The following is a 16,213-nucleotide window of genomic DNA, read 5'->3' as shown; positions in this document are numbered from 1 at the left end:
CAGGAGCCGCCGGCCGAGGGGCAGGAGCCGCCGGTGAGCGGCCAGGCGCCGCCCGTCCCGGGACAGCCGCAAGTTCCGGGCCGGCCGCCGGCCCCGCCGACCGCACCGCCCACGTACGGCGGGCCGCCCTACGGTCCGCCCGCGTCCGGGCCGCCCGTCTACGCCCCGCCCGCCTACGCGCCACCGCCGTACGCCCCGACCGCGTACGCCCCTACCGCGCACGTCCCTACCGCGTACGTCCCCGTGCCGCAGGGGCCCTCGCCCATCGCCTTGTTCCTGCGCCGCACCTTCTCCGGCGACTGGACGGGACCGCTCAAGGCGGGCCTGTGGCCCACCGCCGTGCTGCTGGCGTTGGCCGCACTGCTGGCGACGCAGTCCAACCGGCAGACCGACGAGGCCGACCTCGGCTACGGCGACCGGCTGCGCGGCTACCTCGCGATGGTCCTCCAGGGCGTCGGCGGCATCTTCGGCGCCAGGATCACGCCGGGCGACGGCGGTTCGTCCTCCGACGACTACGACGGCAGCACCGCCGCCCCCTTCCTGCGCTCGTCGACCCAGGACACCTTCACCCTGTCGCTCGTGCCGCTGGTGGTCACCATCCTGTGGGCCCTCGCCCTCGTCCTGGCCCTGCGCCACCTGCGCCGCACCCAGACCGGCGCCGAGGCGGCGATCCGGGTGGCGGCGGTGTGCACGGCCGCCGCCCTCGTCCTGGCGCTCGTCGCCCAGCCGAGTATCACGGTGACGGACGGGGAGTCCGGGGACCGGATCGACATCACGTCCGGCCCGTTCACCGTGCTCCTGTGGACCTTCGTGCTCAGCCTGCTGGTGGGCCTGTTCGTGCTGTGCCGCGACCGGCTGGACGGACACCTGTCGACCAGCCCGGGACTGGCCGCCGCGACCCGCGCCCTGCGGGCCGCGATCCTGGCGCTCGGCATCGGGGTGGGCGGGTGCGCGCTCATCGTCCTGATCGTCCTGGCCGATCACTCCGACGAGATGGACAACGGGTCCTGGATGGGCATCTCGTTGCTGATCGTGAACGGGGGGCTTTCGGCCCTGGGCCTGGCCTGGGGGGTGCCGGTCGAAGCGACCCGGTCGGGATCGGGCTACGAACACGAGCGGTTGGGCCTCTCCGACCTGGGGCAGTTCGGCCACGGCTGGGCGGTTCCCGGCGCCCTCGCCGCCGGTGTGGTCTGCGCGCTGATCCTCGGCGTGGTGGCCGTCCGCCGCTGCGCCGACCGGCGCGAGCAGTGGCTGGCGGCCGGCTTCTACGCGGGGCTCTTCGTCCTGCTCATCGCGATCGGCGGCACGAAGGGCACCTACGCGGAGGGCACCAGGTCCGCGACGGTGGAGGCCGCCTCCAGCGTTCCGGAAGCGCTGCTCTTCGGGCTGCTGTGGGCCTTCGGCGGGGTGCTCGCCGTGACGTTCATCCTGCGGGTGCGCGCGGGAGGTCCGGGCGGCACGCCCGGATACCCGCCCGCCTACCCGCCGGGCTACGGGCAGCCCTCACAGCCGGGGTTCGTGCCGGCGCAGGACCTCCCGGCGCAGGACCTGCCGTCGTACGGCGGGCAGCCGTACGACGCGCCGTCGGCCGGCGGTTTCACGGAACCCGAGCTGCTGCTGAACCTCAACGCCCCGGCCGGGAAGCCGGGCCGGGCGCCCCGCAACCGGCTGCTCGTGGTCGGGCTGATCATGCTGGGCGCGTTCGCGATCGGGGGCGTGGCCACCGCGGGCGTGATCATGTTCAACCGGAACGACGACAAGCCGGCGACTCCGTCCTCCTGCCCGTCCGCGCCCGCCTCCTCCGGGGACAGCACGGAGTTGTGCGCCGAGTCCCCGTCCCCAGGCGACGACAGCACGTCCGGCGAGCCGAGCCCGTCCGACAGCACGTCCGACGAGCCGAGCCCGTCCGACAGCACGTCCGACGAGCCGAGCCCCTCCGACAGCCCCTCCGACACCCCGTCCGAGACCCCGACCGACGATCCGTTCGGCAGCCCGTCGGACTCCCCGGCCGGCCTCCCGAGCAGCGCAGTCTGAGGAACCCGGGGAGCTCGGAGCGTCCCGCACCGAGAGCCGCCGCCCGCACCCGGGCGGCGGCCTCATAGACTCGGTAGGAGCCAAGACCCCTCGCCGAGACCGGAGAGCCCACCGTGACCGACACCGCCCTGTCCGAGAACAGCGCCGATGTGATCGTCGTCGGCGCCGGGCCCGCCGGTTCGACGACCGCGTACTACCTGGCCAAGGCGGGACTCGACGTCCTCCTCCTGGAGAAGACCGCGTTCCCGCGCGAGAAGGTCTGCGGCGACGGGCTGACCCCGCGCGCCACCAAGCAGCTCGTCGGCATGGGCATCGACATCTCCGAAGAGGCCGGCTGGCTCCGCAACAAGGGGCTGCGCATCATCGGCGGCGGCGTCCGCCTCCAGCTCGACTGGCCGGACCTCGCCTCGTACCCGGACTACGGACTCGTCCGCAAGCGCGAGGACTTCGACGAGCTGCTCGCCCGCCAGGCCCAGAAGGCCGGCGCCCGGCTGCACGAGCGCTGCAACGTCGGCGCCCCGATCCGTGACGAGCGCACCGGCCACATCATCGGCGTCGAGGCCAAGCTCGGCGAGGAGAAGACCCCGGTCACCTTCCACGCCCCGCTGGTCGTGGCCGCCGACGGCAACTCGACGCGGCTGTCCCTGCACATGGGCCTGCACCGCCGCGAGGACCGCCCGATGGGCGTCGCGGTCCGCACGTACTTCACCTCGCCCCGCCACGACGACGACTACCTCGAATCCTGGCTGGAACTCTGGGACAAGCGCGGCACCGAGGACCGGCTGCTGCCCGGCTACGGCTGGATCTTCGGCATGGGCGACGGCACGAGCAACGTCGGCCTCGGCATCCTCAACTCGTCGAAGGCCTTCCGGGAGCTGGACTGGCGCGAGGTCCTCAAGACGTGGTGCGCCTCCATGCCCGCCGACTGGGGCTACACCGAGGAGAACCAGGTCGGCCCCATCCGCGGCGCCGCCCTCCCGATGGCCTTCAACCGCCAGCCGCACTACACCAAGGGCCTGCTGCTCGTCGGCGACGCCGGCGGCCTCGTCAACCCGTTCAACGGCGAGGGCATCGCCTATGCGATGGAATCCGGTCAGATCGCCGCCGACGTCATCGTCCAGGCCCACGCCCGCCAGACCCCCGCCCAGCGCGAACTGGCGCTGCACAACTACCCGCGCATCCTCAAGGAGACGTACGGCGGTTACTACACGCTGGGCCGCGCCTTCGTGAAGCTCATCGGCAACCCGCGGGTCATGAAGGTCATCACCGAGCGCGGTCTCACCCACCCGGTCCTGATGCGCTTCACCCTCAAGATGCTCGCCAACCTCACGGACCCGACCGGCGGCGACGCGATGGACCGCATCATCAACGGCCTGAGCAAGGTCGCCCCGAACTCCTGAGGCGAGGCTCCTGGCAGGTGGGTGCCGACGCGCGCCGGGAGGCGGTTCCCCGCCCTCCCGGCGCGTCCGTCATGCCTGGTCAGGCGCTGACGACTCCGGAACCGGAGATGGTGACCTTCGCGGAGGTCTTACCGCTCCGGGAGCCGTAGCCCTCGATCTTCGTGACCAGGTCCTGGCTGGCCTGGTCGGCGACCTCGCCGAAGACGACGTGCTTGCCGTCGAGGTGCGGCGTCGCCACGGTGGTGATGAAGAACTGCGAGCCGTTGGTGTTCGGCCCGGCGTTCGCCATCGACAGCAGGCCCGGCTTGGTGTGCTTGCGGGTGAAGTTCTCGTCCGCGAACTTCGCGCCGTAGATGCTCTTGCCGCCGGTGCCGTCACCGCGGGTGAAGTCGCCGCCCTGGAGCATGAAGCCCGGGATGACGCGGTGGAACGAGGACCCCTCGTAGCCGAAGCCCTGCTCGCCGGTGGCGAGCGCGCGGAAGTTCTCCACGGTCTTGGGGGCCACGTCGTCGTAGAGGTTGAAGGTGATGCGCCCGGCGGGGGCGTCATCGATGGTGATGTCGAAGTACACGCTGATCGTCATGCCCCCATCCTGACACCCCGAGCCCCCATGGGCCGATTCCTGGGGGTCCGGCACGCGTCACAACTGCTCTGACCTGGCCTTTCACAGCTCGAACCAGACGGATTTCCCCGGCCCCGCGTCGGTCGGCCGCACCCCCCAGTCGGTGGCACAGTCCCCGATGAGCGCCAGCCCCCGCCCCGACTCGTCACCCCCCTCGGCCGCCCGCCCGGCAGGCAGCCCCGGCGCGAAGTCGTGCACGAGGACGCGCAGCGTGTCGCAGGCGTCGCGGCCGGTGTCGGTGTCGGTCGTTGTGCCGCGGCCGGTCCACTCGGCCGAAAGCGTCACGGGTATCGAACAGCCGCTGCTGTGACACGCGTTGACCGCGTTCGTCACGGCCTCGGACGTCAACAGCAGCGCCGTATCGGTGAGATCGTCCCGCCGCGCACTCCGCAGGAGCGCACGAACGGCTTCACGAGCGGACCGTACCCAGACGGGGTCGGGCGGGAAGACTAGGGAAAAGTCGGGTCCTGGCATGACGTGATGCCTCCGGGTGTCCGGTTGCCCTCAATGTATTGACGCAGGGTCAATTCACCCTGGAGAAGCGGTGCTTCCGTTTCGCAAGGGGTGGGCTGGTCATTCTTGACGGTAGAGACCATGGGTTCGTACATGCAACCCGAACAGAAGAATTGCCCCCAATGAGTGGACCGCCCCAGGCCGGGCCGGGCAGACTGCGCATGATCCAGGGGAGGTGGCTCCGATGGGGCTCCGTGCGAATCCGACACAGCGGCAACGGCGCTTGGGGGCCGAACTGCGCAGACTCCGCGAGTCCAGCGGCATGTCCGCCGCCGAGGCCGGATCGTTCGCCGGCTTGGGCCAAGCCCACATGAGCCACATCGAGACGGGCCGCACGGCCATCCCCGAGGCCAAGCTGCGAGCTTTGACGACTGCCTACGGTTGCATGGACGAACCGTTGGTCGACGCGCTGGTGGCGATGGGGCAGGCCACGGGCAAGGGGTGGTGGCTGGATTTCCGGGAGTCCCTCGACGCGTCAGCCATCGATCTGGCCGAGCTGGAAGCGACGGCCTCCGCCCACCGGACCTTTCAGTGGGTCTACGTGCCGGGCCTGCTGCAGACGCCCGAGTACATGTACGCGCTGATGCGAGCGGGTGAACCCGACGCCAGCCCTGCCGAGCTGGACCGGGGAGTCGAATTCCGGCAGCGGCGGCAGGCCGTACTGGTGGGTGACTCTCCACCGATCTATCACGCTGTGATCCACGAGGCCGCGCTGCACATGCAGTTCGTCGGTGCGGAGGTCATGCGGCGGCAGATCGAGCATCTCGTCGAGATGGCCCGCCATCCCCATGTCCGGATCCAGATCCTCCCCTTCGCCGCACCGGCGTATCCGGCCAGGTTCGGTACGCCCTTCGTCTTCTTCGAGTCGCCCGTCCCCGCACTGGGCACGGTTTACGTCGAGCACCCGGTCTCTTCGCCGTTCCTGGCGGACCAGGAGCACCTGACCCAGTTCGCCGAGGCCCTCGACCGGCTGAGTACGGTGGCGCTGCCCCCGCTCGAACCTCAGCCCGAGTCCACGTTCTACGCGCAGAAGGACTCGCTGGGACTGGTCCAGCATCTGCTGTACATCCTGTGAAGGAATCACCATGACGGAACTCGCCTGGCAGAAGTCCACCTTCAGCGGGGGAGGGACGTCGGGCGAGTGCATAGAGGTGGCAGGCACCACCGGCCGCATTCACCTCCGCGAGAGCGACCGCCCCAGCGAGGTCCTCACCACCACCCCCGCCCACTGGGCGGCGTTCCTCCGCGCGATCAAGGCCGGCGAGGCCGGGTTGTCGTAGTCAGAGCCACCGCTGGGCCGCCTCGACGCTGTCGCCGCCGCTGGTGTTGAACGCGATGGCGGCTCCGGGCGCGTGCCCTTGCCGGGGGCGGGCCCCGGGGGTGCCCCTGCGGGTGGTGTTCGCCGGCGAGGCAGTCCGCTGCGCTGCCCTTTGCCGGGTAGTGGGCGGTTGAGCTCGCCATGCTCTGCGAGGGGTGGGCCTGGCGCGGGCGGCCCCCGCTCTGCCCATCGCGGGACGGCGTCGTTGTTCGGCACAGCGCTGCCCCGCGAATGGTGCGCCCAGGCAGGGGTGGAGTTTGAGCCCGCCATCCTCGCCGCGATGTGGTGCTGGTGTGACTGGGGATGCCCTCCGGGCCCTGAGGGGTGGTCTTTTGGGGGCTGCGGATCACTAAGGTCGGCCAGAACTCAACATGGCGGGGGTCCGGCCACACAGGTTGATCCTTGTGAAGGTTGAGCGGGGTTCGAGAGCCGGGGCTCGATCGTCGTCCCGCTGTCCGGCGGGCTGGAGCTCGCGCCCCGCCCCGAAGCCGAGCCGCCCCGCCGTACGCATCCGAGCCCCCACCCCGCTCGGGGAGCGCAGCGGACCGGACTCCCTCCGCTTCACCGGGCCGCGCAGCGGACCGCTGCGCTGGCGGACGCGCAGCGCCGGGCCTCCCCCTCCGCCCGGTCAAGGTGCGCAGCGCCGCAGAAGGAGCACTCCGCGGTAGGTGATGCGGCGGCGATGTCTCGCAGGCGGATGCGAAGCTCATGGACCGACCCCTCAAGGTGATCGGACCAAGGGCCGCCGATTCTTGTGCCCGGTTCGGCCAGCAGGCTGACGGTCTCGTCCACCCGCTTGAAGTCATGTCGCTGAGGCTGTCGAGCCAGGCGCGTACTTCTGGTTCGATTTCGACGCGATACAACTCGCTCACTGGCCGTTCCTTCCACCCCATGCTCCGCACCCGCCGTCGCTCGATGAACAACGGTGTGGCCTTCGCAGGAGTCATGGCGTGACCGGTTCAACGGCTCGGAGGAGCTCGAACCGCAGCGCGGACCGGCCCCTCATCTCGCATCAAAACGTATCAACTCAACCTGTATCACCCAAAACGCCTACATACGGAAGGGCCGCCGGCCCGAGCGGGGGACGGCGGCCCTACGTGGGGGGAAGCGGGGGAGCTGGGGGGTGGACGTCAGGCCACGCGGGTGGCGAAGTCCGGCATGGACCAGCTCATGTCGTGGACGCCGATGCCCGTTTCCGGGTTCGCGGCGTCGAGGTACTGGTCGCCGCCGATGTAGACACCGACGTGGTACGCGCTGCCCTGGCCGCCCCAGAAGACCAGGTCGCCGACCTGGAGGGAGCTGATGGACACCGGGGTGCCGCTGTTCGACTGCTCCTGGGAGGTGCGGGGGAGTTCCACGCCGATCGTCTTGAACGCCGCCTGGACCAGGCCCGAGCAGTCGTACGAGGACGGGCCGGTGCCGCCCATGACGTAGGGCTTGCCGACCTGGGCCTGCAGGAAGCTGATGACGCTCGCGATGCTGCCGCTCGCCTTGGAGGCGGCGGAGGACACCTTCGAGGACGAGGAGCCGGACGACGAGGACGAGGACGACACCGAGAGCTTGGTGCGCTCCGAGGAGCGGGACGCGGCCTGGGAGGCGGCCTCGCGCTCGTCAGCGGCCTTGGCGGCGGCAGCCTTGGCGTCGGCGGCCTTCTTCAGCTCGGCCTGCTTCGTCGCGGCCGCGACCTTCTTGGCCGCGGCGGCGGCGCTGTCCTCGGCGGCCTGCAGCTTCAGCTGGACGACCGTCTGGTCGATGGCTGCGGCTGCCTGCGCGGCGGAGGCGGTGGTGCTCAGTGCGGGCGTCTGCTCGGCGGTCGTCGCGGTTCCGACCGGAGCGGGCGTGTGGTTCGAGTGATCGGCCATGGCCGGAGCGGCCGCGCCACTGAGCGCGAGCGCACTGACGACGCCGCCGACGATTCCGGCCCGGCGGACCCAGTTCGGGTTACCGGGAGCGGCGTGCCGTCGGCGGCGTATATGCGATTCGGACTTGGTCGTCCGGATGAGGTTTGGGGACATGTGGTCCTGGCTATCAGGATGCGCCGGTTCCGTTCAACAAAGGTGGGATGCGACACAGTTGTCGTGTGCACGGTCGAATGTCCTTATTTGGATCTTGCTCACCAGGACCATATGTCCGACTCGTTCCGGAGTCGCCGCGGAGCGCTCGTGAGTCGGTTCACGTGCGTCAGCGGGACCTTCGTCCCGTTCACCCCTAAGGGGGCGACCGTCGCTATCACGCCATTCGGTCCAGGGCGAATTTGCCTACCGCGAGGGGGCCTTGATAATGCGCGCGCCGCTGTGACCAGGGGTAACGCGAGTGAATGTGACGTCAAGTGATTGTTTGTGCCGCATGCGGTGCAAGATCACCGCTCATCAGCCTTCATGATCATTCGTCAGGTGGTGGAGATCACAAAGCCGTTGGCCCACCCCGTGTCGCAGATCACAGACCGCCGGGCATAAGATGCAGGCGGCTTGGGCTTGTGAACTGCCTCACATAGACGCGATCTTCACATGAACGCGATCTTCGTGAGCCGGACACGACCCGAGCGCATGGTCCCTCCCCCGGCGGGGGGACCCCCACGCAGTCATCGGCGACTGGAAGGAGCGGGGGACGATGAACGCCTATGCGCCCATCCTCGTGTTGGGCGGCCTCGGGGCCGGCTTCGCGATCTTCTCCGTGATCACGGCCTCGATCGTCGGACCAAAACGGTACAACCGGGCCAAATTGGAAGCCTATGAGTGCGGCATCGAGCCCACTCCGCAGCCCATCGGCGGCGGGCGCTTCCCCATCAAGTACTACCTGACGGCGATGCTCTTCATCGTCTTCGACATCGAGATCGTCTTCCTCTATCCCTGGGCCGTCACGTTCGACTCCCTGGGGATTTTCGGGCTCGTGGAGATGCTCCTCTTCGTGCTCACCGTCTTCGTCGCCTACGCATACGTGTGGCGGCGCGGCGGCCTGGAATGGGACTAGGGGACAAGGGGCCAACGCATGGGTATCGAAGAAAAACTGCCGAGTGGATTTCTGCTGACCACGGTGGAGTCCGCCGCGGGCTGGGTGCGTAAGGCGTCGGTCTTCCCGGCCACCTTCGGCCTGGCCTGCTGTGCCATCGAGATGATGACGACCGGGGCCGGGCGCTATGACCTGGCCCGTTTCGGTATGGAGGTCTTCCGCGGCTCGCCGCGGCAGGCGGACCTGATGATCGTGGCCGGCCGGGTCAGCCAGAAGATGGCGCCGGTGCTGCGGCAGGTCTATGACCAGATGCCGAATCCCAAGTGGGTCATCTCCATGGGGGTCTGCGCTTCTTCGGGTGGAATGTTCAACAATTACGCCATTGTGCAGGGTGTTGACCACATTGTCCCCGTTGATATCTATTTGCCCGGCTGTCCGCCCCGGCCCGAGATGCTCATGGACGCCATCCTCAAGCTCCACCAGAAGATCCAGGGCGAGAAGCTCGGCGTGAACCGTGAGGAGGCGGCCCGCGAAGCGGAGTCCGCCGCTCTCAACGCGCTCCCGCTGATCGAGATGAAGGGGCTGCTGCGGTGACAGACGCCAACGGCACCAACCCCGACCGCGACCTGCAGACCGACAACCTCCCCGGCCAGCGCGACGACGCCGGCGAGGTCATCGGTCACCGCAAGGGCATGTTCGGTGCCAACAACGGTGGCGACACCTCCGGCTACGGCGGCCTCGTCAGGACCGTCCGGCTGCCAGGACCGGCCCACCGCCCCTACGGCGGCTGGTTCGACGAGGTGGCCGATGAGCTGGAGGGCGCGCTGGAGGAGCAGGGACTGCTCCCCTCCAACGCGATCGACCGGACCGTCATCGACCGCGACGAGCTGACCTTCCACATCGCCCGCGAGCACCTCGTACAGGTCGCGAAGACCTGCCGCGACGATCCGGCGCTGCGCTTCGAGCTCTGTACGGGCGTGAGCGGGGTGAACTACCCCGAGGACAAGGGCCGCGAGCTGCACGCCGTCTACCACCTGCGTTCGATCACGCACAACCGGCTGATCCGGCTGGAGGTGAGCGCCCCCGACAGCGACCCGCACATCCCGTCGATCGTCCCGGTGTACCCGACGAACGACTGGCACGAGCGTGAGGCGTACGACTTCTTCGGCATCGTCTTCGACGGCCACCCGGCCCTCACGCGGATCATGATGCCGGACGACTGGCCCGGCCATCCGCAGCGCAAGGACTACCCGCTCGGCGGCATCCCCGTCGAGTACAAGGGCGCCCAGATCCCGGCTCCCGACCAGCGGAGGTCGTACTCCTGATGAGCACTCACCACGCACCCGCTCAGGCGGAAGAACGCGACACCACCGAAGGCCGGGTCTTCACCGTCACCGGCGGCGACTGGGACGAGCTGGCCGAGACGGTCGGCAGGTCCGACGACGAGCGCATCATCGTCAACATGGGGCCGCAGCACCCGTCCACCCACGGTGTGCTCCGGCTGATCCTGGAGATCGACGGCGAGACGGTCACCGAGGCCCGGTCGGGCATCGGCTACCTGCACACCGGCATCGAGAAGAACATGGAGTACCGGACGTGGACCCAGGGGTCCACGTTCGTGACGCGCATGGACTACCTCACGCCCTTCTTCAACGAGACGGCGTACTGCCTCGCGGTCGAGAAGCTGCTCGGCGTCACCGAGCAGGTGCCGGACCGGGCCAGCGTCATCCGCGTGCTGCTGATGGAGCTGAACCGGCTCTCGTCGCACCTGGTGTGCATCGCCACCGGCGGTATGGAACTCGGCGCCACGACGATCATGATCTACGGGTTCCGTGACCGTGAGCTGATCCTGGACGTCTTCGAGCTCATCACCGGGCTGCGGATGAACCACGCGTACATCCGGCCGGGCGGCCTCGCCCAGGACCTGCCGCCGGGCGCGGTGGACCAGATCCGCGAGCTCGTGAAGAAGATGCGCAAGAACCTTCCCGAGTACGACAAGCTCGCCACCGGCAACCCGATCTTCAAGGCCCGGATGGAAGAGGTCGGCTACCTGGACCTGGCCGGCTGCATGGCGCTCGGCGCCACCGGCCCGATCCTGCGCGCCGCCGGCCTGCCGCACGACCTGCGCAAGGCGCAGCCGTACTGCGGTTACGAGAACTACGACTTCGAGATCCCGACGGCCGACACCGCCGACTCCTACGGCCGCTTCCTGGTCCGCCTGGAGGAGATGCGGCAGTCGCTGCGCATCGTCGAGCAGGCCCTGGACAAGCTGGCCCCAGGACCGGTGATGGTCGAGGACAAGAAGATCGCCTGGCCCGCGCAACTCGCGCTCGGCCCGGACGGCCTCGGCAACTCCCTGGACCACATCAAGAAGATCATGGGCACCTCGATGGAGTCCCTGATCCACCACTTCAAGCTGGTGACCGAGGGCTTCCGGGTTCCGCCGGGCCAGGCGTACACCGCGGTGGAGTCGCCCAAGGGCGAGCTGGGCGTGCATGTCGTCAGCGACGGCGGCACCCGCCCCTTCCGGGTCCACTTCCGCGACCCGTCCTTCACCAACCTGCAGTCCATGGCGGCGATGTGCGAGGGCGGCCAGGTCGCCGACGTCATCGTGGCCGTGGCGTCCATCGACCCCGTGATGGGAGGCGTCGACCGATGACCGACGTGTCTTTGGGCATCCCGCAGATGCCCGCGCCCGACTATCCGGCCGATGTACGCGCCAGGCTGGAGGCGGACGCGAAGGAGATCATCGCCCGCTATCCCGGCAGCCGCAGCGCGCTCCTGCCGCTGCTGCACCTGACGCAGTCCGAGGACGGGTACGTCACCCGCACCGGCGTCCGGTTCTGCGCCGAGCAGCTCGACCTCACCACCGCCGAGGTCACCGCGGTCGCGACCTTCTACTCCATGTACCGGCGCAAGCCCAGTGGGGACTACCAGGTCGGGGTCTGCACCAACACGCTCTGCGCGGTGATGGGCGGCGACGCCATCTTCGACGAGCTGAAGGAGCACCTCGGGGTCGGCAACAACGAGACCACCGAGGACGGCAAGGTCACGCTGGAGCACATCGAGTGCAACGCGGCCTGCGACTTCGCGCCGGTGGTGATGGTGAACTGGGAGTTCTTCGACAACCAGACGCCGGACTCCGCCAAGCGGCTGGTCGACGACCTCATCGCCGGCCGCGAGGTGCGGCCGACCCGTGGCGCGCCGCTCTGCACGTACAAGGAGACCGCCCGCATCCTCGCCGGCTTCCCCGACGAGCGCCCCGGCGCCGTCGAGGCCACCGGCGGAGCCGGCCCCGCCTCGCTCGCGGGACTGCGGCTGTCGCGCGGCGAGGAACTGCCCGCCGCGGGCGCCGGACAGCCGGCCCGCCGGTCGTCCGTACCGCCGCAGGGCGAGACCCCGGCCGCCCCGTCGGGCACCCCCGGGCAGCCCAGCCCCGCCGAGCACGCCAGCTCGCACGACGCACCGCAGGAGACCGCCGTGTCGGACCCCGCCAACCCGGCAGGACCTGAGAGCGAGGAGGGCAAATGATGACCGTGTCGCCCGAGAAGCTGCTCACCCCCGTCCTGTCGGCCTTCTGGGACGACCCGCAGTCGTGGACGCTCGACACCTACCGGCGTCACGAGGGCTACGAGGGCCTGCGCAAGGCCCTCGCCATGCCGCCGGACGACGTCATCGCGTACGTGAAGGACGCCGGACTGCGCGGCCGCGGCGGCGCCGGCTTCCCGACCGGTATGAAGTGGCAGTTCATCCCGCAGGGTGACGGCAAGCCGCACTACCTGGTCGTCAACGCCGACGAGTCGGAGCCGGGCACCTGCAAGGACATCCCGCTGCTGTTCGCGAACCCGCACTCGCTCATCGAGGGCATGGTGATCGCCTGCCACGCGATCCGCTCCAACCACGCCTTCATCTATCTGCGCGGCGAGGTCGTCCCCGTGCTGCGCCGGCTGCACGAGGCCGTGCGCGAGGCGTACGAGGCCGGCTACCTCGGCAAGAACATCCAGGGCAGCGGCTTCGATCTGGAGCTGACCGTCCACGCCGGGGCCGGCGCGTACATCTGCGGCGAGGAGACGGCGCTGCTGGACTCGCTCGAAGGACGCCGCGGCCAGCCCCGGCTGCGCCCGCCGTTCCCGGCGGTCGAGGGCCTGTACGCCTGCCCGACCGTCGTCAACAACGTCGAGTCCATCGCCTCGGTGCCCGCGATCATGCAGCGCGGCAAGGAGTGGTTCAAGTCGATGGGCACCGAGAAGTCCCCGGGCTTCACGCTGTACTCGCTGTCCGGGCACGTCGTCAGCCCCGGCCAGTACGAGGCCCCGCTCGGCATCACGCTGCGCCAGCTGCTCGACATGAGCGGCGGCATCCGGCCGGGCCACCGGCTGAAGTTCTGGACCCCCGGCGGCTCGTCGACCCCGATGTTCACCGACGAGCACCTGGACGTACCGCTCGACTACGAGGGCGTGGGCGCCGCCGGCTCCATGCTCGGCACCAAGGCGCTGCAGTGCTTCGACGAGACGACGTGCGTGGTGCGGGCGGTGACGCGCTGGACGGAGTTCTACGCCCACGAGTCCTGCGGCAAGTGCACGCCGTGCCGTGAGGGCACGTACTGGCTGGTCCAGTTGCTGCGCGACATCGAGGCCGGCAAGGGCAAGCTGTCCGACCTCGACAAGCTCAACGACATCGCCGACAACATCAACGGCAAGTCCTTCTGTGCGCTCGGCGACGGCGCCGCCAGCCCGATCTTCTCCTCCCTCAAGTACTTCCGTGAGGAGTACGAGGAGCACATCGAGCGCAAGGGCTGCCCCTTCGACCCGGCCGCCTCGACCGTATGGGCCGACGCCGGAACGTCTCACCTGGAGGTGAACGCATGACAGTCACCACGTCTGCCCCCTCCGGAGGGGGAGAGGCGGCGGTTCCGCCGGAGGATCTCGTCGCCGTCACGATCGACGGCGTCGCGCTCTCGGTCCCCAAGGGGACCCTGGTGATCCGTGCGGCGGAGCTGCTGGGCATCGAGATCCCGCGGTTCTGCGACCACCCGCTCCTCGACCCGGCCGGCGCCTGCCGGCAGTGCATCGTCGAGGTCGAGGGCCAGCGCAAGCCGATGGCGTCCTGCACGATCACGTGCACCGACGGCATGGTCGTCAAGACCCATCTCACCTCGCCGGTCGCCGAGAAGGCGCAGCGCGGGGTGATGGAGCTGCTGCTCATCAACCACCCGCTGGACTGCCCGGTCTGCGACAAGGGCGGCGAGTGCCCGCTGCAGAACCAGGCGATGAGCACCGGCCAGGCGGACACCCGCTTCGAGGGCAGGAAGCGCACGTACGAGAAGCCGGTGCCGATCTCCACGCAGGTGCTGCTGGACCGGGAACGCTGTGTGCTGTGCGCGCGCTGCACCCGGTTCTCGGAGCAGATCGCGGGCGACCCGTTCATCGAGCTCATCGAGCGCGGCGCCCTCCAGCAGGTCGGGATCGGCGACGGCGACCCGTTCGCCTCGTACTTCTCCGGCAACACCATCCAGATCTGCCCGGTGGGCGCGCTGACCTCGGCGGCGTACCGCTTCCGGTCCCGGCCGTTCGACCTGGTGTCGTCGCCGTCGGTCTGCGAGCACTGCGCGGGCGGCTGCGCGACGCGCACCGACCACCGGCGCGGCAAGGTCATGCGGCGGCTGGCCGCCGACGACCCCGAGGTCAACGAGGAATGGGTGTGCGACAAGGGGCGCTTCGGCTTCCGTTACGCACAGCGGCCCGACCGCCTCACGCATCCGCTGCTCCGTAACAAGGAGACCGGCGAGCTGGAGCCGGCGAGCTGGCCCGAGGCACTGGCGGCCGCGGCCGCCGGGATCGCGGCGGCCGGCGGCCGCACCGCGGTGCTGGCCGGTGGCCGGCTGACCGTCGAGGACGCCTACGCCTACGCGAAGTTCGCGCGGGTCGCCCTCGACACCAACGACGTCGACTTCCGGGCCCGCGTGCACAGCGCCGAGGAGGCCGACTTCCTGGCCTCGCAGGTGGCGGGACGCGGCCGGGACCTGGACGGCGTCGGCATCACGTACACGACGCTGGAGAAGGCGCCGGCCGTCCTGCTCGTCGGGCTCGAAGCCGAGGAGGAGGCTCCGGGGATTTTCCTCCGGCTTCGCAAAGCGAACCAGAAGCGGCGCCAGCGGACCTTCGCACTGGCGCCGTTCGCGACCCGTGGCCTGACGAAGGCGGGCGGCACGCTGCTGCCCGCCGCACCCGGCACCGAGCCCGAGTGGCTGGACGCACTCGCCGGCGGTGTCGGTCTCGACGAGGCGGGCGAGAAGGCCGCCGAGGCGCTGCGCGCCGACGGTTCGGTGATCCTGGTCGGCGAACGGCTGGCCGCCGTACCCGGCGCGCTGACCGCGGCGATCCGCTTCGCCACCGCGAGCGGCGCGCAGCTCGCCTGGATCCCGCGCCGCGCGGGTGAGCGCGGAGCGGTCGAGGCGGGCGCGCTGCCGGGGCTGCTGCCCGGTGGCCGGCCGGTCACCGACCCGCGGGCCCGCGACGAGGTCGCCCGGGTCTGGGGCCTGGCCGAACTCCCGCACCGCTTCGGGCGCGACACCGGCCAGATCGTCGAGGCGGCCGCGAACGGCGAGCTGGCGGCGCTGGTCGTCGGCGGCGTCGAGGTCGCGGACCTGCCGGACCCGGCCCGCGCCCGGCTCGCGCTGGACGCGGTCGGCTTCGTCGTCAGCCTGGAACTGCGGCCCTCCGAGGTCACCGACCGGGCGGACGTCGTCCTGCCGGTGGCCGCGGTCGCCGAGAAGGCCGGCACCTTCCTCAACTGGGAGGGCAGGGCGCGGCTGTTCGACGCGGCCATCAAGCCGGACCAGGTCGTCAACCGGCACCAGCTGCCGGACGCCCGGGTCCTGACGATGCTCGCCGACGCGCTCGGCGTCAGCCTCGGACTGGGCGACGTCCGCGCCGCCCGCACCGAACTGAACCGGCTCGCCCCTTACGACGGGCCGCACGCCTCGCAGCCGCTGGAGACGTCGAAGACGCTGCCCGTGCCCGCCGCGGGCGAGGCGGTGCTCGCCGGCCACCGGCTGCTGCTCGACCAGGGCAAGCTCCAGGAGGGCGACGAGGCGCTGGCCGGCACCCGGCACGAGGCGGTGGTGCGGCTGTCGGCCGCGACCGCCGAGGAGGCCGGGCTCGCCAACGGCGCGCTCACCGAGGTCTCCGGACCCGCCGGGTCGGTACGGCTGCCGCTGCGCATCACTCCGATGCCCGACCGGGTGGTCTGGCTGCCGCTGAACTCCACGGGCGGGGGCGTCGCCAGCGATACCGGCGCGCTGCCCGGCCAGGTCGTCAAGGTCGGCGCCGCAGCCACGGAGGTGGCCCAGTGAACAACCTCTCCGCCGAAGATCTG

14 protein-coding genes are annotated in these 16,213 nt (G+C 70.2%); 11 read left to right on the top strand and 3 right to left on the bottom strand.

The window, feature by feature from the left end:
* Positions 1-33 precede the first annotated feature (33 nt).
* Positions 34-2,034 (top strand): MSCRAMM family adhesin SdrC, encoded by a 2,001-nt coding sequence (locus LNW73_RS13385; RefSeq protein ID WP_250990051.1) that lies wholly within the window; start codon positions 34-36, stop codon positions 2,032-2,034.
* A 113-nt stretch (positions 2,035-2,147) separates the two neighbouring features.
* On the top strand, positions 2,148-3,434 hold the full coding sequence (locus LNW73_RS13380; protein WP_250977199.1) for a geranylgeranyl reductase family protein: 1,287 nt from the start codon (positions 2,148-2,150) through the stop codon (positions 3,432-3,434).
* 79 nt (positions 3,435-3,513) lie between these two features.
* On the opposite strand, the gene LNW73_RS13375 is transcribed toward LNW73_RS13380, so the two are convergent.
* A complete protein-coding gene (locus LNW73_RS13375; RefSeq protein ID WP_250990050.1) occupies positions 3,514-4,017 on the bottom strand; it encodes a peptidylprolyl isomerase in 504 nt (167 codons plus the stop codon).
* 81 nt (positions 4,018-4,098) lie between these two features.
* Positions 4,099-4,530 (bottom strand): ATP-binding protein, encoded by a 432-nt coding sequence (locus tag LNW73_RS13370; RefSeq protein WP_250990049.1) that lies wholly within the window; start codon positions 4,528-4,530, stop codon positions 4,099-4,101.
* A gap of 223 nt (positions 4,531-4,753) precedes the next feature.
* On the opposite strand from LNW73_RS13370, the gene LNW73_RS13365 reads away from it, so the two are divergent.
* Both LNW73_RS13365 and LNW73_RS13360 read left to right on the top strand, forming a co-directional pair.
* Positions 4,754-5,644, top strand: a complete 891-nt coding sequence (locus tag LNW73_RS13365) for a helix-turn-helix domain-containing protein (protein ID WP_250990048.1) — start codon at positions 4,754-4,756, stop codon at positions 5,642-5,644.
* 10 nt (positions 5,645-5,654) lie between these two features.
* Entirely contained in the window at positions 5,655-5,849 is a 195-nt protein-coding gene (locus LNW73_RS13360; RefSeq protein ID WP_250990047.1) for a DUF397 domain-containing protein, read from the top strand.
* Positions 5,850-7,017: 1,168 nt separating this feature from the next.
* Here the strand turns inward: LNW73_RS13360 and LNW73_RS13355 are convergent.
* Complete coding sequence (locus LNW73_RS13355; RefSeq protein ID WP_250990046.1) at positions 7,018-7,902, bottom strand: C40 family peptidase; 885 nt, start codon at positions 7,900-7,902, stop codon at positions 7,018-7,020.
* A 595-nt stretch (positions 7,903-8,497) separates the two neighbouring features.
* Between LNW73_RS13355 and LNW73_RS13350 the strand changes: the two genes are divergently transcribed.
* From LNW73_RS13350 to LNW73_RS13320, 7 genes are read left to right on the top strand one after another with little or no spacing between them, the layout of a single operon-like run.
* Positions 8,498-8,857, top strand: a complete 360-nt coding sequence (locus LNW73_RS13350) for an NADH-quinone oxidoreductase subunit A (RefSeq protein WP_164296559.1) — start codon at positions 8,498-8,500, stop codon at positions 8,855-8,857.
* 18 nt (positions 8,858-8,875) lie between these two features.
* Complete coding sequence (locus LNW73_RS13345) at positions 8,876-9,430, top strand: NuoB/complex I 20 kDa subunit family protein (protein ID WP_138357562.1); 555 nt, start codon at positions 8,876-8,878, stop codon at positions 9,428-9,430.
* On the top strand, positions 9,427-10,161 hold the full coding sequence (locus LNW73_RS13340; RefSeq protein ID WP_138357561.1) for an NADH-quinone oxidoreductase subunit C: 735 nt from the start codon (positions 9,427-9,429) through the stop codon (positions 10,159-10,161). The genes LNW73_RS13345 and LNW73_RS13340 overlap by 4 nt, the downstream gene beginning before the upstream one ends.
* Complete coding sequence (locus tag LNW73_RS13335; RefSeq protein WP_138357560.1) at positions 10,161-11,495, top strand: NADH-quinone oxidoreductase subunit D; 1,335 nt, start codon at positions 10,161-10,163, stop codon at positions 11,493-11,495. The genes LNW73_RS13340 and LNW73_RS13335 overlap by 1 nt, the downstream gene beginning before the upstream one ends.
* The gene (gene nuoE / locus LNW73_RS13330; protein ID WP_250990045.1) at positions 11,492-12,367 is read left to right on the top strand and encodes an NADH-quinone oxidoreductase subunit NuoE; all 876 of its coding nucleotides are present in this window, start codon (positions 11,492-11,494) and stop codon (positions 12,365-12,367) included. Before LNW73_RS13335 ends, nuoE begins: the two co-directional genes overlap by 4 nt.
* Positions 12,364-13,704 carry an NADH-quinone oxidoreductase subunit NuoF gene (gene nuoF, locus LNW73_RS13325; RefSeq protein WP_250977208.1) on the top strand — a complete coding sequence of 447 codons (1,341 nt, stop codon included), beginning with the start codon at positions 12,364-12,366 and terminating at the stop codon, positions 13,702-13,704. The genes nuoE and nuoF overlap by 4 nt, the downstream gene beginning before the upstream one ends.
* Positions 13,701-16,190 carry an NADH-quinone oxidoreductase subunit G gene (locus LNW73_RS13320; RefSeq protein ID WP_250990044.1) on the top strand — a complete coding sequence of 830 codons (2,490 nt, stop codon included), beginning with the start codon at positions 13,701-13,703 and terminating at the stop codon, positions 16,188-16,190. Before nuoF ends, LNW73_RS13320 begins: the two co-directional genes overlap by 4 nt.
* Positions 16,191-16,213: the final 23 nt, after the last annotated feature.

Source organism: Streptomyces sp. RKAG337, assembly GCF_023701715.1.
In the GTDB taxonomy this organism is placed as follows: Bacteria; Actinomycetota; Actinomycetes; order Streptomycetales; family Streptomycetaceae; genus Actinacidiphila.
Note: the sequence above shows the minus strand (reverse complement) of the source record. Positions and strands in the feature narration are given on the sequence as shown.